This is a genomic window from Microbacterium maritypicum MF109 (genome assembly GCF_000455825.1).
Classification (GTDB): Bacteria; Actinomycetota; Actinomycetes; order Actinomycetales; family Microbacteriaceae; genus Microbacterium; species Microbacterium maritypicum_A.
In genome coordinates this window covers 117,485-138,997 of sequence record NZ_ATAO01000217.1, presented here as the reverse complement: position 1 = coordinate 138,997, position 21,513 = coordinate 117,485, and the positions used below count along the sequence as shown (strand labels likewise).

The following is a 21,513-nucleotide window of genomic DNA, read 5'->3' as shown; positions in this document are numbered from 1 at the left end:
GGCGGAATCAGGCCACGTCGAACACCCGGTCATTGAGCTCGGCGGCGTCCGCATCCCACAGCGCGACGATCCGTGCAGCGAGCACCTCGGCGTCGAGCGCCTGGGCGCGGAACACGACGGATGCGGCCCGCAGTGGCTCCCCGGCCTCGCGCGACGCCTTGGCATACCCCTGAGCGACCGCTCGGGCCCAGGCTTCGCTCGCGGCCTTGACGGCGGCGTAGTTCGCCCCGCCGGCGAGGGGACGTGCGACGGCGGTCGAGGAGACGATCGCGAAGCGTCCGGCCGCGGAGGCGCGCAGGGCAGTGTCGAACGCCCGGCTCGTGGCGCGCACCGCTTCGAGTGCCGGCAGCAGGGCGGCGAAGTCAGCGTCGGATTGCCCGGCCAGCCCTCCACCACCGCGCCAGCCGCCGACCAGCGGGACCACCGCATCCACGGGGCCGATCCGCGAGGCCACGGCGGTCATCGCGTCGAGGGAGGTCGCATCGGCGACCTCGACCTGAGCCCCGGCATCTGCGAGTTCCCGCAGGCGCTCCGCGGAGCGGCCGGTGGCGATGACACGGGCATGCGCGGCGACCAGTGCGCGTGTGGCGGCGAGGCCGGCGGCGCTGGTCGCTCCGGCGAGGACGACGGTGCGTCCGGCGGCGTTCGAATCGGTGCGTTCAGCCATGTGTCCACTCTTCCGCGTCGTCGGGGCTTCTGCGGCCGGAACCCGCGGAGAGATCCGCAGAACAGGTTCCGGCCGCAGCGCGGTGCGCCCCAGCGTCACACTCGGAACGCGCGCGGTGCGCGCGTGGTCTTCATCCTCAGTCGTCGGTACCGCGGATGCCGACAGTCGACTCGATGACCGGCTTCATCTTCTTGTCGAGGGTCTCGAAGAACATCGACAGCGGGAACTCGTCGTCCATCACGGCGTCCGTGTAGCCCTTCGGCGCACCGGCGAGGATCTCGTCCGAGAGCCCGCGAGCCCACTGCGATGCCGGGTGCGGGGTGAGCGTGCCGCGCACCAGTTCGTATGCGGCGAGCCAGTGCGCGACCTTCGGGCGGTCGATCGAGTGCCAGTACAGGTCGTCGATCGCATCGCCCAGAGCCACCACGGCATCGGGCACGTTGTCCCAGTCGAACGCCAGAGCGGTGTCGGTCCAGTGCAGCACGCCGCGCTGGTGCAGCCATGCGAACAGCAGCTGCCCGCCGACCGCGTCGTAGTTGCGGGTGCGGGTGCCCGTGATCGAGAAGCGGAAGATGCGGTCGAAGATCACCGCGTACTGCACGAGGTGCGCGTAGTCGTGCATCTCCTGCTCGGTCGCAGTGAGCTCCTCGCCGGCGTCGATGCGTGCCGCGAGGGCGCGCTCGATCTTCACGGACTCGCGGAACGCCGTCATGTCGCAGCGCATCTCCTCGAGCGAATAGAGGAAGAACGGCATCCGCTGCTTGATCATGAACGGGTCGAACGGCAGGTCTCCGCGCATGTGGGTGCGGTCGTGGATGATGTCCCACATCACGAACGTCTTCTCTGCCACCTGCTGATCGTCCAGCATCGCGGCCGCGCGCTCCGGCAGGTCGAGGTTGGTGATCTCGGCAGCGGCACGGGTGACGCGACGGTAGCGGGCCGCCTCGCGGTCCTGGAAGATCGCGCCCCACGTGAAGGACGGGATCTCGCGCATCGCGACGGTCTCGGGGAACAGCACGGCCGAGTTGGTGTCGTATCCGGGCGTGAAGTCGACCAGACGCAGCGAGACGAACAGCTTGTTGCCGTAGTCGCCCGCTTCGAGCGCCGCGATGAACTCCGGCCAGATCGTCTCGACGATCAGCGCTTCGACCAGGCGGTCGCTGGATCCGTTCTGCGTGTACATCGGGAACACGACGAGGTGACGGATGCCGTCGACGCGGTGCTGCTGCGGCTGGAAGGCCATGAGCGAGTCGAGGAAGTCCGGCACGCCGAAGTCCGAGGCGGACCAGCGGTCGAAGTCGACCACGGAGGCGGCGAGATACTCGGCGTCGTGCGGGAAGGCCGGGGCGAGCGCGCGGATCGCGGCGGTGATGGCGCCGACCAGCTCGCGGGCGGCGGCATGATGAGCGGCGTCCGGGATCGAGCCGTCCTTGATCTGCATCTCGCGGATCGCGATCGCCGCGTCCTTGAGCTGTGCCCAGGCGGTCGACTGCTCGGCGATCGATGCGTCCTCGACGACCTCGGGTTCGCCGACGATGGCCTGAACAGCGGAACTGTTGGCGGAAAGAAGGGACATCGGGACCTCCGATCGGAGTTTTTGACGGAAAGATTCCTGCACAAACGGAATCCTGACGATAATCTTACAGCCATGGATGACTCTGTCGACCGCGCGATCCTGACCGCGATCTCCCGTGACGGCCGTGCCACGCTCTCCCAGCTCTCGGATGCCGTGGGGCTGTCGGTCTCGGCGGTGCAGTCGCGCCTGCGTCGGTTGGAGACGCGGGGAGTCATCGCCGGATACCAGGCGATCCTCGACCCCGAGCAGGTGGGCACGCCGCTCTCGGCGTTCATCGAGATCACCCCGCTCGACCCGGCGCAGCCCGACAACGCGCCCGAGCTGCTCGAGCACCTGGACGCGATCGAGGCATGTCACTCCATCGCCGGCGATGCCAGCTACATGCTCTTCGTGCGGGTTCCGTCACCGCGTGCGCTCGAAGAACTGGTGCGCGACGTGCGGCTCTCGGCGAACGTCAGCACCCGCACGACCGTGGTCCTGCAGACGTACTACGAGCACCGGCCGATCATCCCGGTGGGCTCCACCGAGTAGTCGGACGAGCGGGCGTCAGAGCATCGCGCCGACCATCGCCTCGCCCAGCGGCGTGCGCAGATGCAGCATCCTGGCGCCGTCGCGTTCGCTGGCGATGAGACCGCCGCCCCGCAGCACCGAGAGGTGGTGCGATGCCGTCGATATCGCGATGTCGCCATCGCGTGCCACCTGCGAGGTCGTGCGGGCCGTGCCGGCGCCGAGCAGGATGGCCGCTCGGGCCGGCCCCAACAGGGCGCCGAGGGCGTCGGCGATCTCGGTGGCGTCGCGGGCCCATCCGGCCGTGACTCCCCGGGCGGGATAGAACAGGGTGGGCTGTGCCGGCGGCTCGGTGAGCACCATGCATCCCCATGACGACATGACGGACGGGACCAGGACCAGGCCGCTTCCCCGGCAGTCGACCTGTTCGCTGTGGCGGCGCAGCGAGACGCGAACGGCACCGGACCCCCAGGTCACCTGTCGGTGCAGATCGCCGGCCATGCCGGCGATGCCCGCGCTCGCCATCCTGCGTGTGCGGACGGCGATGTCGGCGCGCAGCAGCCGGTCGAGCTGCGGCCACACCGGGGCGAGTGCGGCGTCCCACACGGCGCTCCACGCGTCGGCGATCAGGCTGCGGGCGCGGGCGGGGTGATCCCGCATCTCGCGAAGAGCCTCTCGCCGGGCTCCGCTCGACCGCGCCACCATCTTGCCGAAGTCGACGCGCATCGGGTCGAGGGATGCGGCACGCAGTTCGTCGAGCTCGATCTCGGGCGTGAGGTCCCAGCGGGGTGTGGTCGTCAGGAAGTCGGGCAGGTAGCCGTCGTCGCCGATCACGGTGGCGAGCAGCGCGACGTCGTCGCGGGGGAGGCGCTCGCGCACGGAACGCAGCCACCCCCATTGCAGGGGGTGGGCGGTCGGTCGCCGTAGTACACGTACCGCGTGCGCGAGCTCGTGTCCGGGCGAGATGCCGAACCGCACCGCCTCGACGTCACCCGGGCTCAGATGGAACTCGACGCGGTGATCGGGGTGCTCGACGCCCTCGATCGGGCCGGAGTTTCGATCCACGTCGAAACTCTAGGGACTCTTCGCGCGTCTGTCGAGACTGGTGCCATGAACAGCACATCACCATCGAACGGGGTCGTCTCCGGGGCGGACATCCGCATCGGTACGGGCGGCAGCCGCAGGTTCGTGGGAGCCGAGCACGGCGCCGAGGTGTCGTACTTCTTCGTCGAGAACCAGCCGGGGGAAGGGCCGGGGCTGCACTGGCATCCCTATCCTGAGACCTGGGTCGTGATCGAGGGCATTGCCTCGATCGCGGTGGGCGAGGAGACTTTCGTGGCCGGGGCGGGAGACACGGCCACCGGGCCCGCCTTCATCCCGCACCGCTTCACCAACGTGGGGGACGGGGTGCTCCGCATCATCGGCATCCACGCCTCCGCCACCATCATCCAGACGTTCCTCGATGAGGACTGACCACAGGAGCACCGATGTCCTTCCAGGCATACCTCGACAACATCGAGACCAAGACCGGCCTCACCCCGCGGCAGTTCATCGCGCTCGCGACCGAGAAGGGGTTCGACCGCACCACCAAGGCGACGCCGATCGTCGCGTGGCTCAAAGAGGACTACCAACTCGGTCAGGGGCACGCCATGGCGCTCGTGCACGTGATCACCAAGGGCCCGCAGATCAGCGACAAGCACGTGGGCACGGGCGGTGCCCACGCAGACGCGTCCGACACTCTGTGGCTCGACGGCAAGGACAGCAACCCGAACTCCTGATGGGCCCTCACGCTGAGGTCGGGCATCGCCCCGGCCAGTAGGATTCCCTGCGTGGCAGCATCCTCCCAGCGCAAGAAGAAGACCCCGACCGCGAAGCGCACCCCGGTCCGCACGAGCGGCAACCCGGCGAAGCGTCCGGCGATCGAAGCGGGCCCCGTGACGGCCTCCGACTGGATCGGGGCCGCGCGTCTTCGCACCCTTCCTCTCGCGATCGCGCCGGTCGTGATCGGCACGGGAGCCGCGCGCAGCACCGGGCCCGAGTTCCACTGGGTCATCGCGCTCGCCTGTCTCGCCGTCGCGGTGCTGCTGCAGATCGGCGTGAACTTCACGAACGACTACAGCGACGGCGTGCGCGGCACCGATGCCCACCGGGTAGGGCCCGCGCGCCTGACCGCATCCGGGCGGGTCGCGCCGCGCACCGTCCTCATCATCGGGCTGGTGTTCTTCGCGCTCGCCGCGCTCGTCGGGCTGGCGATCGTCGTGCGTACCGGACAGTGGTGGATGCTCGCGGTGGGCGCCGCCTGCATCGTGGCCGCCTGGTTCTACACCGGCGGCAAGCGGCCCTACGGCTACTACGGCCTCGGCGAGGTCTTCGTGTTCGTGTTCTTCGGGCTCGTCGCCACCCTCGGCACGACCTGGGTACAGATCTTCGCGCTGCCGCAGCAGGCGTGGCTCGGTGCGATCGCGACCGGCCTTTTCGCCTGCGCCGTGCTCCTCGCGAACAACCTGCGGGACATCGATCAGGACCGCGAAGTGGGAAAGCGCACGCTGACGGTGCTGATCGGACGCCGGGCCACCCAGGTGCTGTTCACCCTCTTCGTGATCGCGCCGTTCGGGATCGCGGCCTTCCTGGCGTTGGCGTTCCCGATCGCATGGATCTCGCTGCTGGCGCTGCTCGCAGGGCTCCCGGCGATCGCGATCGTGTGGTCCTACCGGCAGCCCAAGGAACTCGTGACCGCTTTGGCGCTCACGTCGCTGACGTCGCTGCTCTACGCCGGCGCCCTCTTCTGGGCGTTCGTCGGCTGAGCGCAGCCGGGGCGCTCAGGCCCTGGCGTCGCCGTCGATCGGGTCGTTCGACTCGTCGATGACCTGGTCCTCGGCGTCCGCATCGGCCTGTCCGGCGGACGAGCGGCTCTCGCGGCGTTCCTGCAACCGGGCGGAGGCGTCGGTGAGGGGCGTACGCAGGAACAGCATCGAGATGCTCATGCCGATCAGCGCGGCGAAGATCGCGGCGAGCCACCAGAACTCTCGGAAGATCGGGAAGAACACCCAGAGGATGGCGAGCGGGACGAGGAACGCCAGCAGCCGCAGCACGGTGTAGACGAGGAAAGGCGCGGGCTTCTTCACCCCTCCAGTCTACGTTCGCTGCGGACGGCCTCCGTCGCGGGTGCTGTCGTCGGTCCCGTCGTCGGTGCTGCGGGGGATGCCGAGTCGGGGGAAGGGGATGCCGCGCACCACGCGCCGCCACGGATGCTCGCCGAGCGACCACAGCAGTCCCGCCTCGAGGTCGAGGGCGAGGTCTTCGCATCCGACCGGCAGCGGCACCGGAGTCGGCGCGAGCGCCTCGCGCCGGCCGCTCCAGAGCGTACCGGGGTGCATACGGTCGGATTGCGACACGAAGTGCCGATCGCCCCAGCGGACGGCCCCCTGCATCCGCGGGATGCCCGGGGTGAAGCGATCGACCTCGGTGAAGTCGTCCTCGGCGCTCGCGGGGACGATGAACTCGCCGATCCGGCCGCTGTCATCCGTGCGGTGCTCACCGATGAGCACTCGCGGCAACGACGCGCCAGCGTCGTCGAACACGCGGCCGAGGTACGAGCAGCGCAGCGCGATCGGATGCGCGCGGGTGCGTACCGCGATGAGCGCCGTCGTGCGTCCACTGCGACCGCGTGCCCCGGCCAGTCGCTGAGCGAGTGCGCCGTGCACCTGACGGATGTCGGACATGTCGAATTCCCAGACACCGCGTCCTGTGGCCGCGGCGAACAGGCGATCCCCGAACCAGGCGAGCCCGCCGGCGTGGATCCGCGCCGGTTGCAGCTCGCCCTCGTCATCGGTGACCGCGAGCAGGATGTCGATGTGGCGCGAGCGCTCCAGATCGACGAGCGTGACGCGGGAGGCGAGGTGCTCCCCGGAGAGCTCCTGACGGAACCAGCTCACGGCCAGGGTGCGTCGCCCGCGCCACTCGCCGACGTCGACGCCCTGCGGGTACCAGCGCCTGGTCCACGTCCTCGCGCTGAGCCATCGCAGATCGACGGTGTCGCGACGACGCTGTCGCACGGGACGCCAGGTCGATCCGAAGGGCCAGAGCATGCTCCCATCGTCGTCGATGCGTCGCGCGGGTGCGAACCGAACCTCGAAGAGCGCGGCATCGCGGCGCGCAGATTCCATCATGCTGGCATGTATTATGTTACCGGAGGTCGATTTCGTCTCTGGGAACGAATGCGACGACGAAGAACGTCTCGGGGGAGTCTGATGGGGGTCAGACGACCCCGTGGCCCGCGGGGTCGTATCTGCGATCCTGCATCCCGAACGTGTCACGTTCGGCAGTGCGATGCACTGGGAGGTGTGGTTCCGTTCGGGTGCGGGACCACACCTCAGTGCTCGTCTCCGTGGACACCCATCGTTCACCTCCGCGTCGCCATCCGGCAACGACCGCCTGGCACCATTCCCGGACACCGTCCGTCTCCGGGAGTCCTGTGCGCACACCCTTCGTCACCGTCATCCTGCCCGCGAAAGACGCCGGCGAGTACATCGGGACGACGCTCGAAACGCTCACCCGCCAGTTCGACGATGCCGGAGCGGTCAAGCTCGTGGCCATCGACGACGGGTCCCGCGACGACACCGGCGAGCTCATGCAGAAGTACGCGCAGTGCTTCGATCACGCCGAGGTGCTCCGGAATCCGACGGCGCGCGGGCTCGCGACGGCCCGCAACCAAGGCCTCGCGCATGTCGAGGGCGACGCCTTCTGCTTCCTGGACGGCGACGACTGGATGCAGCCGCGGCGGCTCGAGGTACTGCTGTCGCGTATGCGGGAGCTCGGCTGCGACTTCGTGCGCACCGACCACGTCACGGTGACCGACGGACAGCGGGCGCTCGTCCGCGCACCGCACCCGTGGCGGGAGCGGGTGACACCGCCGCGAGAGGCGATCCTGCCCGAGAACGAGTCGACGATGGTCGACTATCCCTACGCCTGGGCAGGGCTCTTCCACCGCCGGATCATCGACAGCGGTCTCGCGGCGTTCCCGGAGGGCCTGTTCACAGCGGAGGACCGTCCTTGGATCTGGCGACTGCACCTGCAGGCCCGAGCGTTCGCTGTGGTCGATGCGCCTGCCCTGCTCTACCGCCGAGGCGTCGCCACATCGCTGACACAGGTGCACGATCGGCGGCAACTCGACTTCGCCAGGGCCATGAATGAGGTCGTCTCAGTGGTCGAGCAGGACGCGGAGGCGGAGCGCTTCCTGCCCAAGGTCGTCTGGACCGCACTCGCCCTCAGCTCCCACCACCTCGTGCGCGCACGGCGGATGAGCCCACAGCTGCGCACGGAGATGCGATCCGGGATCCGCGACATGCTCCGCCGGCTCCCCACTGATGAGGTGACTGCGGTGCTGGGGCGCTTCGACGGGCCGCGCCGCCGCGTGCTCGCGCGCATCCTCCGACAGGCAGGGAGTGCGGCATGACGCAGATCTTCGCGCTCCACAGCGCCTATGGCCTGGTGACGGCCGTCGCCGGGATCGATTCCGGACTCCTCGACGCGTCCGTCGGCGAGCGCCTCCTGGTTCCCTTCACCTCGTCTCGAGTGCCCGAGACGGTGGTCGGGATCGCGCACGACCCGGCGCTCGGATCTCTGCGTGCGCGGTTCGACCGTATCGAGCCGTGGGAAGACCTGCTCGGGCCCATGCATCCGAGTTCGTGGGAGCCGGCCGATTCCGACCTGCCGATGCTGGAGCGGCTGTTCGCACGCGCGTGGGATCTGGATCCTCACGATCTCGAACTGTTCGTGCAGAGTCCGCAGGTCGCGCCGGCCCGCACACTGATGGCGTTGTTCCCGCAGGCGCGCATCACGATCATCGGCGATGGTCTGATGACGTACTCGCCGATGCGGGTGCGGATCCCCTACTCCGTCGCCGCACGCATCGAACAGGTCGTCTACGCCGATGTCGTACCGGGGGTCCGACCGCTCGTCGGGTCACCCGGTGCACAGGTCGTGCCGGTGCCGCCGCGGGTGTTCGCCGCCGCCCTGCGCGAGACGGATGCCGGTTCCCCCGAGCCTCGGGACGAGGCCGGTCCGACGGTGCTCGTGCTCGGACAGTATCTGTCGGCGCTCGGACTGATGACGGCGGCTGCCGAGATCGATCTGCAGACGCGCCTGGTCGACCGCGCGGCGCAGTGGGGACCGCAGTGCATCGTGTTCAAACCGCATCCGGCCGCTCCGCCGCTGGTGACCGCCGCCGTCGAAGGGGCAGCGGCCCGTCGCGGCATCGACTTCGAGGAGTATCGCGGCCCCCTCCCCGCGGAACTGCTCGCCGAGCGACTGGACGCGGTGGCGGTGGTCGCCGGGTTCTCCACCGCGCTGCCGACCGTGCATGCGCTCTTCGGCCGGGCGATCGGTTCGGCGGGAAACGACACCGTGCTGGCCGCCCTGACGCCTTTCGAGAACAGCAACCGGATTCCCGTCACCCTGGTCGACGCCCTCACGCGTGAGGACTCGCCCTATGCCGATCCTGCCCGACTGCAGCTGCTCATCGACGCGGTCGGCTATGCGATGCAGCCGGAGATCGCCGGCCACCTGCGGGGTCGGGCCGAGGAACTGCTGCGTGGCCTCGACGCCGACGAGCGTGCTCGGTACTTCACGCCCCGACGGCTCGCCGAGCTGCGGCTGCCCGGTGCGCCGGCGGAGAACGCCCTGCGTCGTGCGCTGCGTCCTGCCGGGGGAGTGGGCAGGATCGAGGAGTGGCGCCTTCACGCCCTCGGGGCCAGGAGGCGGGCAGGGCGTGCGTGGCGGGCGCTACGCGGACGATGACGATGGCGACGACGAGGATGTGGACGATGGACGAGCGGAAGCCCCTCACGGTGGCGATCATCCCGGCGCGCGGGGGATCGAAGCAGGTGCCACGCAAGAACCTGCAGCGCGTCGGCGGTGTGCCCCTGGTCGAGCGTGCGGTCCGCGCCGCGGCCGCCGCACCCGGCATCGATCTGGTCGTCGTCTCGACAGACGATGACGAGATCGCTGCGGTGGCGACGTCGGCCGGCGCGCGGGTGGTCCGTCGCCCCGCGGCGCTCTCCGGTGACACCGCGACCTCGGAGAGCGCGATCCTGCATGCATTGGACGACCTCGAGGTGAACGGAGCCGCCGTCGGCATCGTGGCGTTCCTGCAGGCGACCTCGCCGTTCATCCCGAGCGATGCGCTCGCTGACGCCGTGGAGGAGATCCGCGCCGACCGCGCCGACAGCGTCTTCTCGGCTCACGAGACCTATGCGTTCCTGTGGCGGGAAGGGGAGGGGAGCGAGGCGGTGGCGATCAACCACGAAGCCGCGCACCGCCCGCGCCGACAGGACCGCGAGCCGCACCACCTCGAGACCGGCGCGTTCTATGTGTTCCGTGCCGCGGGCTTCCGCGAGAACAGGCACCGCTTCTTCGGCAGGACCCGCATCGCGGCGGTGCCGGAGTGGACGGCGATCGAGATCGACGATGCGGATCAACTCCGCGTCGCCCGTGCGCTCGCCCGCCTGCACGAGGCCCCCACGCCCATCGTGGTCCGCGCGGTCGTCACCGACTTCGACGGCGTGCACACCGACGACACCGCGATCATCGACGCCGACGGCGGTGAACGGGTGCGGGTCAGCCGGGAGGACGGCATGGGCGTCGCCCTGCTGCGCCGAGCCGGCGTGCCGCTGCTGATCCTGTCGACCGAGGTGAATCCGGTGGTCCGCGCTCGCGCCGACAAGCTCAGGGTCCCCGTGCTGCACGGCATCGACGACAAGGAGACGGCGCTGCGCAACTGGGCGCGCGACAACGAGGTGCCTCTCGGCGACATCGCCTACCTCGGCAACGACGTCAACGACCTGCCGGCGATGCGGATCGTGGGGTGGCCGGTCGCGGTCGCGAACGCGCATCCGCTGGTGATCGAAGAGGCCCGTGTCGTGCTGCGTCGCAGAGGTGGAGAGGGTGCGGTGCGGGAGCTGATCGAGCGGGTGTTGTCGAGCTGACCGATGCCGGTAACCCGGCGGTCGCCCGGTGTTCATCCTCGGCCCGTATCCAGGAAGGAGGGGTAGCACCAACGCTCGAACACCGGAGGAATCATGACTGTCAGCATCGGCTCACGAGTGATCGGCGGAGGGCGTCCTGCCTACGTCATCGCAGAGATCGGCCTGAACCACAACGGCGACGTCGACATCGCGAAGAAGCTCATCGACGTCGCGGCCCGAGCCGGTGCCGATGCCGTGAAGTTCCAGAAGCGCACTCCGGAGATCTCGACGCCGGAGCACATGCGCGACGTTCCGCGCGAGACGCCCTGGGGTGTGATGAGCTACCTCGACTACCGCCGTCGTGTCGAGTTCGGGCGCGACGAGTACGTCGAGATCGGCGACCACGCCACGATGCTCGGCCTGGACTGGTTCGCCTCGCCGTGGGACGTTCCCAGCGTCGCGTTCCTCGAAGAGTTGAACGTGGTGGCCCACAAGGTCGCCTCGGCCAGCCTCACCGACACCGAACTGCTGATCGCGCTGCGGGAGACCGGCAAGCCCGTGATCCTCTCCACCGGCATGTCGACCATCGAGCAGATCGACCGGGCGCTCGACACGCTCGGCACCGATCGGGTGGTCCTCATGCATGCGACGTCGACCTACCCGCTGGAGCCGGAAGAGGCGAACCTGCGGGTGATCGCGACGCTGCGCGACCGCTATCCCGGCGTGCCCGTCGGCTACTCGGGTCATGAGCGCGGACTGCAGATCTCTCTCGCCGCCGTGGCCATCGGAGCCGTCGCTGTCGAGCGCCACATCACCCTGGACCGCACGATGTGGGGATCCGACCATGCGGCCTCGCTCGAGCCGACGGGCCTCGAGCACCTCGTACGCGACATCCGTGTGATCGAGCGTGCGACCGGCGACGGAGTCAAGCGGGTGTTCGACAGCGAGCGTGCGCCGATGGCGAAGCTGCGCCGCGTTCCGGCATGACGGCGGCCACCGGCATCCGCGTCGTCGCCATCGCGGATGCCGACTCGTTCGTGAAGTGGGCCGCCTCCCTTCTCGGTTCCGTGCCGGGTGTGCGCCCGCACCTGCTGCTCGTGCGCACACCGCTCACGGCCAGCGCCGAGCAGCAGCGCACGGCTCTCGCCGGCACGACGCTCAGACCGGATGACGTCACCCGCATCGGGTTCGCGCAGACGGAGGCCTGGCTGGCCGGACAGCGCCCCGACGTGGTCCTGCTCGCGGGGCGCGGACCGTTCGTGCGGCTGATGGGACGCGTGATCGACGCGTTGGAGCATCGACCGGTCACGGTCTCGGGACTGCCCGGCATGGCGATCCCCGCCCAGCGCGGGGCGCTGGATTATCGCCGCCACACCGATCTGCTGGTCGTGCATTCCCACAGGGAGGTGCGGGCCTTCGAAGAACTCGGCCGCCGCATCGGGGTGCAGACGCCGGCGGCGCTCGCCACCCTCCCGTTCGCCCGGCGGCGGCAGCGCATGCTGCGTCCGGAGCGCGTCGGCATCGATGCGGTGGCGGGTCGGCGAGCCGGTCTTGCCGCGCGGGGCGGTGGCGTCGCGGTCGCCGAGCGCCCTCCGCGGCCTGCCCCGGTCAAGCCACCGGCGACCGACGTCGTCTTCGCCGCGCAGGCCCTCGTTCCGCTCGCGAAAGACCAGCGGGCCGAGATCGCGGCCATGCTCGTGCGGGCGGCCGAGGCCGAGCCGGGTCGCCGTGTGGTGGTGAAGCTGCGTTCGCGGCCGGGGGAGTCGGAGACCCACCTCGAGCGCGAACCGTATGCGGGGCTGCTGCCGTCGCGCCTGCCGCCGAATCTCGTCTTCTCCTACGACTCGATGAGCACCGCGCTCGAGACGGCCGCGGGCCTCGTCACGGTGAGCTCCACCGCCGCCATCGAGGCCACGGCTCTCGGTGTGCCCGTGATCGCCCTCGACGCGTTCGGGGTGAGCAAGAACCTGCTGAACACGGTGTTCGTGGGAAGCGGGCTGCTCGGCGGTCGTAGCGAGGTCGTGGCGGGGCGCTTCCGGCATCCGCACCCTGACTGGCTGCGCGACAACTACTTCCACCCCGATGGCGAGTCGACGTGGTGGGAGCGGGTCGAGCAGCTCGTGGCGCTGCGGCGTTCCGGGGCACTGCCGGCGCGGCGGGTGCCGTCGGCCCGCGGCGGATCACTGCACGAGGCCTGGCATCGGGCGAGTGTGCTCGGCGCGGAGGATCGCACGATACGAGGGACGGTGGCGCTGGCCATGGGCGCGCCGGCGACCCGAGCGCTGGCCGCGGTGCGCGGACGCCGACTGCCCGCCGACGGGGGAACCTGGGCGGACGCGTTGACCGACTACACGTTGGAGCCGAACCCGTTCGACGACTCCCTGCGCCGTTGAGCCGCGGTCCTCAGGCGCTGCCGAAACCCAGACGCTTCGTTCCACCGTCGGGGTGTCGCGCCACGACGCGCGGATGATGCGCCACTGCGTCTGGGTTTCGGCATGCCCGCAGCGGCGCACCATCGGGCGCGGTCAGTTGCTGCGACGGATCGCGCGCACTCCGACGATCAGTCCGACGACCGCGACGGCGAGCGCCGAGACCCAGCCCCACAACACGGTGACATCGCCGAGGTCTCCCGCGAACAGGGCACGCTCGGCCTGGACGACCCAGTTGACCGGGTTGACCGAGGCGACGACCCGCATCCAGTCGGGTGCCGCGTCCAGGGGCAGCAGCATGCCGGAGAGGATCAGCAGCGGGAAGATCAGCGACTGCTGCACACCCCAGAACAGCCACTCCCGATCCTTCGTCGCGAGAGCCAGCGAGTACGACAGCGAGCCGAGACCCACTCCGAACACGGCAAGCAGTGCCAGGCCGATGAGCAGACCGGGGATGTCGGCCGCGAATCCGAACGGCCAGGCGATCAGCACGATCACCAGAGCCTGCACGACGATCGGTGCGATCTCCTTGAGGGCGCGTCCGACCAGCAGCGAGGACCGGGCGAGCGGGGCGACCAGGGTGCGCTCGTGCGATCCGGTCATCATCTCGTACTGCAGGTTCGACCCGGTCGACCCGGTGCCGAACAGCACGATCATCACCAGCACGCCCGGCACGAACCACGCCAGCGTCTCACCGGCCGGTTGACCCGAGTCGCCGATCAGCAGGGGCGCGAACAGCCCGAGGAAGATGAGCGGCTGCAGCAGGCTGAAGATCAGCGTGAACGGGTCGCGGAGCACGGGCTTGAGTTCGCGCGTCAGCACGTTCCGGGTGTCGCGCGCGAGGTTCGGGCGCACGAGGGTGTCGTTGGTGATCATGAGAGGACTCCTGTCGTGCGGTTCTCGGAGGCGGCGCTGTTCTCGGGGGTGCCGGGAGCGGATGCTTCGCCCGTGGCATCCGCTCCTTCTCCGGCATCGCGGAGGGTGCGGCCGGTGAGGGCGAGGAAGACGTCATCGAGCGTCGGCGGTACTCCTGTGGCCCGACGGACCAGGATCCCGGCGGCGTCGAGTTCGCGCACGATCACCGGGAGCAGCCGGTCGCCGTCCTGCACGGCGAGGGAGATCGATTGCCCGTCCGCGGTCACCGGCGCCGGGCTGAGACGGGCGACCACGGCGCGGGCGCTCGCCGCCTCGGCGGCATCCGCGAATCCGAAGGTCAGCACGTCGCCGGCAAGAGTCGCCTTGAGGGAGTCGGCATCGTCGTCGGCGATGATCCGCCCCTTGTCCATCACCATCACCCGCTCGGCGTAGCGGTCGGCCTCTTCCAGATAGTGCGTGGTGAGGAAGACGGTCGTGCCGTGCTGGGTGCGTAGATCCAAGATGTGCTCCCACAGGTTCGCCCGGCTCTGCGGGTCGAGTCCGGTGGAGGGCTCGTCGAGGAAGATCAGCGGCGGCGCGTGCATGAGTCCGAGCGCGATGTCGAGTCGGCGCTTCTGTCCGCCGCTGAGCTGCTGCACACTGCGGGTCGCGAAGGACGTGAGATCGAGGGAGTCGATGAGCTCGTCCGCTCGCCGGGCGCTGTCCCGACGCGACATGCCGTAGAAGGCGCCCTGGCTGAGCAGCTCGTCGCGTACGCGCTGCGAGAAGCTACCGCTCGTGAGCTGACCGACATACCCGATGCGTGCGCGTACCCCGGCCGCGTCGGAGCGGATGTCGTGGCCGACGACCCGCGCATGGCCGGAGGTGGGCGGGATCAGGGTGGTCAGCATCCGCAGAGTCGTCGATTTGCCGGCGCCGTTGGGACCGAGGAAGGCGACAAGCTCTCCGCGCACGGCGGTGAAGGAGACATCGGTCACGGCGTGGACCGGCGTCTTCTTGACGGTGAAGACCTTGGTCAGGCCTTCGGTCTCGATGAGGGATTCGTTCATGGGAGCGAGCGTAAGAACCAATGCGGACAGATCCTGTCCGCATATTCTGACAATCTGAGACGCATGACCGACACCACCTCCCGTGCCCTCGCTCTGCTCAACCTGCTGCAGACGCACCGGCACTGGCCGGGGACGGAACTCGCCGCCCGGCTGGGAGTGACCGAGCGCACCGTGCGCCGCGACGTCGATCGGCTGCGCGAACTCGGCTATCGGGTCGAGTCGACGCCCGGTGCCGCCGGCGGATACCGGTTGGAGGCGGGGAGCGCCGTGCCTCCGCTGCTGCTCAACGACGACGAGGCGGTGACCATGGCGATCGGACTCCGCATCGCCGCCACGCAGCAGCTGGTCGGCGGGCCCGACGTGACGCTCACGGCGCTCGCCAAGCTGGAGCAGGTGCTTCCATCGGCGCTGCGGCAACGGGTGAACGCGCTCGCCGCATCGGTGCAGGCGCCGCGCATCGGAGAAGGGCCGGTGGTCTCACCCGAGGTGCTGGGGGAGATCGCGCTCGCCACCCGCGACACCGAGCGGCTGCGCCTGCGGTACCTCGACGGGGAAGGGCGCGAGAGCGTGCGCCGCGTCGAGCCGCATGCCCTGGCCCCGGCCGGTCGCAAGTGGTTCCTGTTGTGCTGGGACCTCGATCGGGACGACTGGCGCACGTTCCGCGTCGACCGCATCGCCGCGGTGGAACACACGCGTGTGCTGTTCACCCGTCGCGAGATCATGGAGGACGAGATCGAGGAGCGCGTGCTCGTCGCCTCGTCGTGGTCGCCGCAGAAGGTCGAGGCGGCCGCCGTGATGGAGCTGCCGCTCGCCGAGATGCAGGAGCGCTTCGGGCCGTGGTGGCAGGGCGCGACCGCTGTGGGGGAAGAGCACACGCGCTGGCCCGTCGGCGGGTCGGACTGGCGCGAGGCCATGTACGCGCTGCTCTGGATCCCCGAGGGCGTCGAGTACGCGGTGGCGCTCGCCGAACCGCACCGGAGCGAGTTGCGCGAGGCGGTCGCACGGCTGATGCGTGCCCTCGACGCCCCGGAGCCGGATGACGCCGGGTGACGAAGAGGCGTCATCCGCAGACTCATAGGGTTATCCCAGGCAACCATCCTGGCGGGGAAGATCACGGCCGGGTAACGTCATTCCCATCGCGGCGATCCGGGCGGTCCCGGGCCTCAGTTCATACCTGAAGGCGTTGCGGGTTCGACTCCCGCCGTCGCGTCCACTTGAAGCCATCTCACCCGTTCCGGTCGCAGTTGCTGCTGCCTCGACGCACGCAGAACGGCAGGAACTGCGACCGGAACACGACGGGGTTCCCGGGGAGGATCCGCCTCACAGCCCCAACTGGTCCAGTCTCTCCTCGAAGCGCACCTGCACGTCTTCCGGCTCATCGCCCTCGGACTCGGCCCAGATCGCGTCCAACTCCTTCTGCACCGACTCGGGCAGGGCGGCGAACTTCTCGTCCCACGCGACGACCGGCGTCCAGTAGCCGACGACCTTGAAGCGGGTCGCGGGCAGGCCGAGCTCCTTGCGCAGGTACTTGCGCACGTCGCGCAGTGCCACGGTCTCACCGGCCGCCCAGACGTAGCCCTCGTCGAGCGGAAGCCGGTCGTCGACGATGCCGCGCACGAGCGGACCGAGCGCACTGGGCCCGTGGTTGTTGCCGCCGACCACCCAGGTGACCTCGACGTCGGCGCCCACCTCGAGAGCGACGCGGTCCGCCTCGCTCGGCACTTCGAGCACGACCCGCGTGCGCACGCCCTCCGGGGCCTCGGCGATGATGCGCGCCACGGCCGGAAGCCCGGTGAGGTCGGCGACGAGCACCTGCCACGTGATGCCCTCCGGCGGCGAGTACAGGCCCGTCGGGGAGTTGAACCCGAGCACGTGCCCCGGCTCCGCCCGCGCGGCCCAGGGGCCCGCGACACCTGCCTCGTGGATCACGAAGTCGATGTCGAGTTCGCCGGCGTCCGGGCGCACGCCGCTGATGGTGTACGTGCGCATCGGGGCCTCGGGCGCACCCTCGGGCGTCTCCCACCAGTCGCCCGCCGGCACCGGCAGCGACACCTCCTTCGGGTCGTCGCCGTGCGGGAAGAACACCCGCACGTATTCGTCGCCGATGCCGGTGCTGAGGAAGTCGGCGACGCCCTCGCCGCCGAGCGTGACGCGGACCAGGGTCGGGGTGAGGGTGGTCGTGCTGCTGACGATGCCGCGGTGGATGCTCACGGAGTCTCCGTCTCTGTAGGGCGAATCTCTTCGGTGGGGGATGGGTCGGTGGGGGCCGGGTGGGATGTGCTGCGGGTCTGGGCGAGCCAGGAGTCGCGGTAGGGGCCGTCGGTCGCGAGGAGCTCCTCGTGGGTGCCGCGCTGGGTCGCCCTGCCATCGGCGAACACCACGATCTGCTCCGCGGTGACGGCCTGCTGCAGCCGGTGCGCGATGAGCAGAGCGGTCCGTCCCTTGCGCAGTGCGGCGATCGCCTCTTCCACGGCGTCCCGGTGCTGGAGCCCGACATCGGCGGTGGCCTCGTCGAGGATCACCACATCCGGGTCGGCGAGGAAAGCCCGCGCGACCGCGAGCTGTTGGATGCGTCCCTCGTCCATGGGCGCGACAGTGTCTGTGGAAGCGCCTTCGCTCTCGCGGATCAAGGCCTCGACCGCCCACTGCGCCCCGACCGCCCGCAGCGCCGCCACCATCTCCTCGCCGCTCGCTTCGGGGGCGACGAGGCGCAGGTTGTCGGCGATGCTGCCCCGGAAGTGGTGCAGCTCCTGCGACAGGTAGTACGGGGCGTCTGTGCGGGATGCCAGGTGCACGCTTCCCGACGTCGGCGGGTGATGCCCGGCGATGACGCGCGCCAGCGTGCTCTTGCCCGACCCCGAGGTGCCCACCAGCGCCGCCGTGGTGCCGTGGTCGACCCGCAGGTTCACGCCGCTGATCCCCCGGCCGGTGGTGGGGTAGTGGAACGTCACGTCCCGCACCTCGATGCCCGCGGATACCGGTGGTGCAGCTTCCGTCTCCGGGCTCTGGGCGGCCGGCGCGGGCGCGAGATCGATGACTCCGACGAGTCGCGCGAGACCGATGGCTGCCCGCTGGATGTCGTCGAGTCCGAAGATCAGCTGTCCGACCGGGCCGAACAGGCGATGGAACAGCAGCGCAGCAGTGGTGACCGCGCCTACCGTGACAGCGCCGGCGGACTGCAGCAGGAATCCGGCGCCGAGGATCGCGGCCAGCCCGACGAGCTCACCGCCGTTGATCCAGCGGAACAGGCGATTCGTCACCCGCACGCCCTCGATCTGCATGTGGATCGACGCCACCGCGCGCTCGCGCACCCGCTCGAGAGCGGGCTCCTGCTCGTTGAACGCGGTGAGGGTCTCGATGCCCTCCACCGCGTCGAGCACGGCCTGGCTGCGCGCGGCCTCGCGCACCCGTACCTCGCGGAACACCACGCGGGACTTCCGCAGAAAAGCGCGCGTACCGAGGATGTAGAACGGCGCGGAGGCGAGGCCCGCGAGTGCCAGCCAGGGATCCAGAACGGTCAGCGTGACCACCGAGACGCCGATCGCGAACCCCGCCGACAGCAGGGTCGGAGCGACGTTCCCTCCGGCTTCGGCAACGGCATCGACGTCACCGGTCACGCGGGAGAGCAGGTCGGCGCTCTCGCCGTCGTCGACCTCGCTGACCGGCAGTCGCATCGCCGAGGCGAACACGTCTTCACGCAGGCTCGCGAGCATGTCCTGCACCAAGCCGGTGAGCACGCGCACGGCCCACAGCATCACCACAGCGGCGCCGATGGCGCCCAGACCCGCCCCGGCGACCCAGCCGGCGATGGTCGCGAAGCCCGCGTCGGACGACACGGCATCGACGATGCGCCCCAGGCACGCGGGCATCACGATCCCGAGAGCGGATGCCGCGAGGAACAGCGTGGCGACAGCGGCGGTACGACCGGGATGCTGTCGCAGCAACCCACCCACGACGGCCCGCACACGGGAGCCGGAGGCGATCGGGAGCAGCGCGGCGGTCGAGGTCGAGTCACTCATGGCGTGTATCCGATCGTTCGGAGGGAAGCTCGACGACCCGGTCGCACGCCCCGAGCAGCACCGGAGAGGTGGTGATCACGATCACGGTCTCGGTGTGCTCTGCAAGGGCGCGGGCGATGTGCGCCTCGGTGATGGCGTCGACGGCCGAGGTGGGCTCGTCGAGCACGAGCACGTCGGCCTCCGCGTGCAGGGCTCGGGCGATGCCGATGCGCTGGCGCTGTCCGCCCGAGAGGCGTCGCCCGGCCTCTCCTACCTGTGACTCCCACCCTCCGACCTGCACCACGGTGTCGTGCAGCGCCGCCATCTCGATGAAGGGCGCGTGCGGCTGGTCCTCCACGCCGTGGCCGCGCACGGCCTCGCGCAGGGAGCCGCTCACGATCGTCTGCCTGTGCGGAGGGGCGACGACCCGACGCCGATACTCGACCGGGTCGAGGTCGGTCAGATCGTGCAATTCACCGTCGATCGCGAGCGCGACCCGGCCGCGGTCGGGTCGGGTGTGCAGACCGAGCAGGCGCGAGAGGGCACGGGCCGTGTCGCTGTCGGCGGGACGGATGCCGAGCAGTTCGCGCTCGCGCACCTCGACGGGCGCGGAGGCGGATCCCGCGCGGAAGGTCAGGACGACGTCCTCCGCCGGTCGTACCGGGGCGGCCGCCGCGACGGGCGCATCGAGCAGGTCGTCGGCGTCGATCACCTCGGCGAGTCGCTTGGCCGAGGCGAGCTTGTGGATCCAGTTCGAGGGGAAGGAGCCCGCATACGCGAGGTAGCCGCTGATGAACTGAGCGAGCCCGAGCACCGTGACCAGCTCGCCGATGCTGATGCGGCCCTCGGAGGCGAACCAGGCCGACATACCTGCCAGCGCGGTGGTCGCGATCGCCGCCAGCGTGCCGCTCACCGCCTCGTATGACGCGAGGGAGCGACCTGCCGCGGTCGCCGCCCGCCGAGAGGTGTCGCTCGCGGCGATGTAGCGGCGCACGGCCTCCTCGCGGGCGCCGATGCCCACGAGCACCCGGAATCCGCTCATGAAGTCGGCGGCGACCGCCCCGGCCTCGGTGGCCGCCTGCTGCTCGACGAGGCCACGGCGTTCCAGCGGGCGCGACACGACCTGCATCACGAGCATCATCGCGATGGTCGAGCCGAATACGACGAGCGTCGCGACGGGCGAGATCACCAGCATCGCGAGACCGGCTCCGATGATCGCGGCGATCGTGGAGCACTGCTGTGCGACCGACCAGGCGACGCCGGCGACCCGATAGGTGTCCGACGTGACGAAGGTGAGTGCCTCGCCGGGGGTCACCGTGCGGCGGGAGAGCCGGGGGCGCAGCATCCGAGAGAGCGTGAGGTGGCGCAGCGCCTGCTCGCCGTAGCCGTAGATCGACACCATGAGGTGGGACGCCGACTGGTAACTCGCCGTCAGCACGAGGAACGTGCCGACCAGGGCGCCGAGCCAGAGGGCGAGTGCTGCGGGGTCGGCGGGGAGCACGGCGCGGTCGATCGTCGCACCGATGATGACGGGGATCGTCGCCTCGGCGAGCGCATGCACGATGAGCAGCGCGGTCGCTCCGGCGAGGGCGATGCCACGCCCCTCCGACTTCAGCGCGATCCCGAAGAGCCTCCGCGGCGTGGGCGTCACGGTGTCCGCCGACCGAGCGGGAGCACCAGCGGCGTCCCGGAGACGGGGTCGGTGATCACACGACACGGAAGGTCGTACACGGCGTGTACGAGCTCGGCCGTGATGATCGCGCGCGGGTCGCCCTGCGCCACGATGGCCCCGTCGCGCATCGCCACGAGGTGCGTCGCGTAACGGGCCGCATGGTTGAGGTCGTGCAACACGGCGACGAGCGTGGTGCCGCTGCGGTGCAGGTCGGCGAACAGCTCCATCAGGTCGATCTGGTGCGCGATGTCGAGGAAGGTCGTCGGTTCGTCGAGCAGCAGATGCGTGGTCTGCTGGGCGAGGGCCATGGCCACCCAGACGCGCTGCCGCTGCCCACCGGAGAGCTCGTCGACCAGGCGGCGCGACAGGTCGGTCACCCCGGTCGCGGCCATGGCCTCGGACACGGCGCGTTCGTCGGCGCTGCTCCACGTGCGCAGGGCGCTCTGGTGCGGGAAGCGTCCGCGCCCGACGAGATCAGCGACCGTGATGCCGTCGGGGGCGATGGACGACTGCGGAAGCAGTCCCAGCTTGCGGGCGACTTCTTTCGGCTTGAGCGAACGCAGTTCGTCGCCGTCGAGCAGCACGGCGCCGGTGGTCGGGCGCAGCAGCCGGGCGAATCCGCGCAGCAGGGTCGACTTGCCGCACGCGTTGGGTCCGATGATGATCGTGAACGAGTTGTCGGGAACCTCGAGAGTGAGGTCGGAGATGATCGGGGTGTCCCCGTAGCCCAGCGTGATGTCGCGGGCCCGCAGCGAAGCGGTCATGGGTGTTCCTT

General features: G+C 70.0%; 21 protein-coding genes and 1 tRNA gene. 11 read left to right on the top strand and 11 right to left on the bottom strand.

What is annotated here, in order from left to right:
* Positions 1-7: 7 nt before the first annotated feature.
* Positions 8-667 (bottom strand): SDR family NAD(P)-dependent oxidoreductase, encoded by a 660-nt coding sequence (locus tag L687_RS38515; RefSeq protein ID WP_021201177.1) that lies wholly within the window; start codon positions 665-667, stop codon positions 8-10.
* Positions 668-803: 136 nt separating this feature from the next.
* Positions 804-2,243: a DUF6421 family protein gene (locus L687_RS38510; RefSeq protein ID WP_021201176.1), complete on the bottom strand. Its 1,440-nt coding sequence runs from the start codon at positions 2,241-2,243 to the stop codon at positions 804-806.
* A gap of 72 nt (positions 2,244-2,315) precedes the next feature.
* Between L687_RS38510 and L687_RS38505 the strand changes: the two genes are divergently transcribed.
* Entirely contained in the window at positions 2,316-2,774 is a 459-nt protein-coding gene (locus tag L687_RS38505; protein WP_021201175.1) for an Lrp/AsnC family transcriptional regulator, read from the top strand.
* Between the two features lie 15 nt (positions 2,775-2,789).
* On the opposite strand, the gene L687_RS38500 is transcribed toward L687_RS38505, so the two are convergent.
* Positions 2,790-3,815, bottom strand: a complete 1,026-nt coding sequence (locus L687_RS38500; RefSeq protein ID WP_021201174.1) for an ArsR/SmtB family transcription factor — start codon at positions 3,813-3,815, stop codon at positions 2,790-2,792.
* A gap of 45 nt (positions 3,816-3,860) precedes the next feature.
* Here L687_RS38500 and L687_RS38495 point away from each other — a divergent pair, with 45 nt between their 5' ends.
* Genes L687_RS38495 through L687_RS38485 form a run of 3 tightly spaced genes read left to right on the top strand, consistent with a single transcriptional unit; the run spans position 3,861 to position 5,554 of the window.
* A complete protein-coding gene (locus tag L687_RS38495) occupies positions 3,861-4,223 on the top strand; it encodes a cupin domain-containing protein (RefSeq protein WP_021201173.1) in 363 nt (120 codons plus the stop codon).
* Between the two features lie 14 nt (positions 4,224-4,237).
* Positions 4,238-4,528: a DUF4287 domain-containing protein gene (locus L687_RS38490; protein ID WP_021201172.1), complete on the top strand. Its 291-nt coding sequence runs from the start codon at positions 4,238-4,240 to the stop codon at positions 4,526-4,528.
* Positions 4,529-4,579: 51 nt separating this feature from the next.
* Positions 4,580-5,554 (top strand): 1,4-dihydroxy-2-naphthoate polyprenyltransferase, encoded by a 975-nt coding sequence (locus tag L687_RS38485; RefSeq protein ID WP_021201171.1) that lies wholly within the window; start codon positions 4,580-4,582, stop codon positions 5,552-5,554.
* A 15-nt stretch (positions 5,555-5,569) separates the two neighbouring features.
* Here the strand turns inward: L687_RS38485 and L687_RS38480 are convergent, their stop codons facing one another.
* Both L687_RS38480 and L687_RS38475 read right to left on the bottom strand, forming a co-directional pair.
* Positions 5,570-5,875, bottom strand: a complete 306-nt coding sequence (locus tag L687_RS38480; protein WP_021201170.1) for a DUF4229 domain-containing protein — start codon at positions 5,873-5,875, stop codon at positions 5,570-5,572.
* Positions 5,876-5,884: 9 nt separating this feature from the next.
* Entirely contained in the window at positions 5,885-6,919 is a 1,035-nt protein-coding gene (locus L687_RS38475; protein WP_021201169.1) for a hypothetical protein, read from the bottom strand.
* 305 nt (positions 6,920-7,224) lie between these two features.
* Here L687_RS38475 and L687_RS38470 point away from each other — a divergent pair, with 305 nt between their 5' ends.
* The 5 genes from L687_RS38470 to L687_RS0122035 all read left to right on the top strand — a co-directional run bounded on the left by L687_RS38470 (position 7,225) and on the right by L687_RS0122035 (position 13,107).
* Positions 7,225-8,205 carry a glycosyltransferase family 2 protein gene (locus tag L687_RS38470; protein ID WP_021201168.1) on the top strand — a complete coding sequence of 327 codons (981 nt, stop codon included), beginning with the start codon at positions 7,225-7,227 and terminating at the stop codon, positions 8,203-8,205.
* The gene (locus tag L687_RS38465; protein WP_021201167.1) at positions 8,202-9,548 is read left to right on the top strand and encodes a polysialyltransferase family glycosyltransferase; all 1,347 of its coding nucleotides are present in this window, start codon (positions 8,202-8,204) and stop codon (positions 9,546-9,548) included. The genes L687_RS38470 and L687_RS38465 overlap by 4 nt, the downstream gene beginning before the upstream one ends.
* A gap of 26 nt (positions 9,549-9,574) precedes the next feature.
* The gene (locus L687_RS43040) at positions 9,575-10,735 is read left to right on the top strand and encodes an acylneuraminate cytidylyltransferase (RefSeq protein ID WP_031208005.1); all 1,161 of its coding nucleotides are present in this window, start codon (positions 9,575-9,577) and stop codon (positions 10,733-10,735) included.
* A gap of 93 nt (positions 10,736-10,828) precedes the next feature.
* The gene (locus L687_RS43035) at positions 10,829-11,701 is read left to right on the top strand and encodes an N-acetylneuraminate synthase family protein (RefSeq protein ID WP_021201165.1); all 873 of its coding nucleotides are present in this window, start codon (positions 10,829-10,831) and stop codon (positions 11,699-11,701) included.
* Positions 11,698-13,107 (top strand): DUF6716 putative glycosyltransferase, encoded by a 1,410-nt coding sequence (locus tag L687_RS0122035; RefSeq protein ID WP_052514725.1) that lies wholly within the window; start codon positions 11,698-11,700, stop codon positions 13,105-13,107. Before L687_RS43035 ends, L687_RS0122035 begins: the two co-directional genes overlap by 4 nt.
* 132 nt (positions 13,108-13,239) lie before the next feature.
* Here L687_RS0122035 and L687_RS38450 read toward each other — a convergent pair whose 3' ends face one another.
* Positions 13,240-14,019 carry an ABC transporter permease gene (locus L687_RS38450; protein WP_021201164.1) on the bottom strand — a complete coding sequence of 260 codons (780 nt, stop codon included), beginning with the start codon at positions 14,017-14,019 and terminating at the stop codon, positions 13,240-13,242.
* Positions 14,016-15,068: an ABC transporter ATP-binding protein gene (locus tag L687_RS38445; protein WP_021201163.1), complete on the bottom strand. Its 1,053-nt coding sequence runs from the start codon at positions 15,066-15,068 to the stop codon at positions 14,016-14,018. The genes L687_RS38450 and L687_RS38445 overlap by 4 nt, the downstream gene beginning before the upstream one ends.
* A 63-nt stretch (positions 15,069-15,131) precedes the next feature.
* Here L687_RS38445 and L687_RS38440 point away from each other — a divergent pair, with 63 nt between their 5' ends.
* Positions 15,132-16,118 carry a helix-turn-helix transcriptional regulator gene (locus L687_RS38440; RefSeq protein WP_021201162.1) on the top strand — a complete coding sequence of 329 codons (987 nt, stop codon included), beginning with the start codon at positions 15,132-15,134 and terminating at the stop codon, positions 16,116-16,118.
* 87 nt (positions 16,119-16,205) lie between these two features.
* Positions 16,206-16,281: transfer RNA gene (locus L687_RS42590), tRNA-Met, on the top strand.
* Between the two features lie 107 nt (positions 16,282-16,388).
* On the opposite strand, the gene L687_RS38435 is transcribed toward L687_RS42590, so the two are convergent.
* From L687_RS38435 to L687_RS38420, 4 genes are read right to left on the bottom strand one after another with little or no spacing between them, the layout of a single operon-like run.
* Complete coding sequence (locus L687_RS38435; protein ID WP_021201161.1) at positions 16,389-17,279, bottom strand: siderophore-interacting protein; 891 nt, start codon at positions 17,277-17,279, stop codon at positions 16,389-16,391.
* Positions 17,276-19,087 carry an ABC transporter ATP-binding protein gene (locus L687_RS38430; RefSeq protein WP_021201160.1) on the bottom strand — a complete coding sequence of 604 codons (1,812 nt, stop codon included), beginning with the start codon at positions 19,085-19,087 and terminating at the stop codon, positions 17,276-17,278. The genes L687_RS38435 and L687_RS38430 overlap by 4 nt, the downstream gene beginning before the upstream one ends.
* The gene (locus tag L687_RS38425; protein WP_021201159.1) at positions 19,080-20,717 is read right to left on the bottom strand and encodes an ABC transporter transmembrane domain-containing protein; all 1,638 of its coding nucleotides are present in this window, start codon (positions 20,715-20,717) and stop codon (positions 19,080-19,082) included. The genes L687_RS38430 and L687_RS38425 overlap by 8 nt, the downstream gene beginning before the upstream one ends.
* Complete coding sequence (locus tag L687_RS38420) at positions 20,714-21,502, bottom strand: ABC transporter ATP-binding protein (protein ID WP_021201158.1); 789 nt, start codon at positions 21,500-21,502, stop codon at positions 20,714-20,716. Before L687_RS38420 ends, L687_RS38425 begins: the two co-directional genes overlap by 4 nt.
* Positions 21,503-21,513: the final 11 nt, after the last annotated feature.

Bases quoted from the DNA above. Each gene is read 5' to 3' on its own strand.
- L687_RS38515 (WP_021201177.1), bottom strand. From the start codon at position 667: ATGGCTGAACGCACCGATTCGAACGCCGCCGGACGCACCGTCGTCCTC.
- L687_RS38510 (WP_021201176.1), bottom strand. From the start codon at position 2,243: ATGTCCCTTCTTTCCGCCAACAGTTCCGCTGTTCAGGCCATCGTCGGC.
- L687_RS38505 (WP_021201175.1), top strand. From the start codon at position 2,316: ATGGATGACTCTGTCGACCGCGCGATCCTGACCGCGATCTCCCGTGAC.
- L687_RS38495 (WP_021201173.1), top strand. From the start codon at position 3,861: ATGAACAGCACATCACCATCGAACGGGGTCGTCTCCGGGGCGGACATC.
- L687_RS38490 (WP_021201172.1), top strand. From the start codon at position 4,238: ATGTCCTTCCAGGCATACCTCGACAACATCGAGACCAAGACCGGCCTC.
- L687_RS38475 (WP_021201169.1), bottom strand. From the start codon at position 6,919: ATGATGGAATCTGCGCGCCGCGATGCCGCGCTCTTCGAGGTTCGGTTC.
- L687_RS38465 (WP_021201167.1), top strand. From the start codon at position 8,202: ATGACGCAGATCTTCGCGCTCCACAGCGCCTATGGCCTGGTGACGGCC.
- L687_RS43040 (WP_031208005.1), top strand. From the start codon at position 9,575: ATGGACGAGCGGAAGCCCCTCACGGTGGCGATCATCCCGGCGCGCGGG.
- L687_RS43035 (WP_021201165.1), top strand. From the start codon at position 10,829: ATGACTGTCAGCATCGGCTCACGAGTGATCGGCGGAGGGCGTCCTGCC.
- L687_RS0122035 (WP_052514725.1), top strand. From the start codon at position 11,698: ATGACGGCGGCCACCGGCATCCGCGTCGTCGCCATCGCGGATGCCGAC.
- L687_RS38450 (WP_021201164.1), bottom strand. From the start codon at position 14,019: ATGATCACCAACGACACCCTCGTGCGCCCGAACCTCGCGCGCGACACC.
- L687_RS38445 (WP_021201163.1), bottom strand. From the start codon at position 15,068: ATGAACGAATCCCTCATCGAGACCGAAGGCCTGACCAAGGTCTTCACC.
- L687_RS38440 (WP_021201162.1), top strand. From the start codon at position 15,132: ATGACCGACACCACCTCCCGTGCCCTCGCTCTGCTCAACCTGCTGCAG.
- L687_RS38430 (WP_021201160.1), bottom strand. From the start codon at position 19,087: ATGAGTGACTCGACCTCGACCGCCGCGCTGCTCCCGATCGCCTCCGGC.
- L687_RS38420 (WP_021201158.1), bottom strand. From the start codon at position 21,502: ATGACCGCTTCGCTGCGGGCCCGCGACATCACGCTGGGCTACGGGGAC.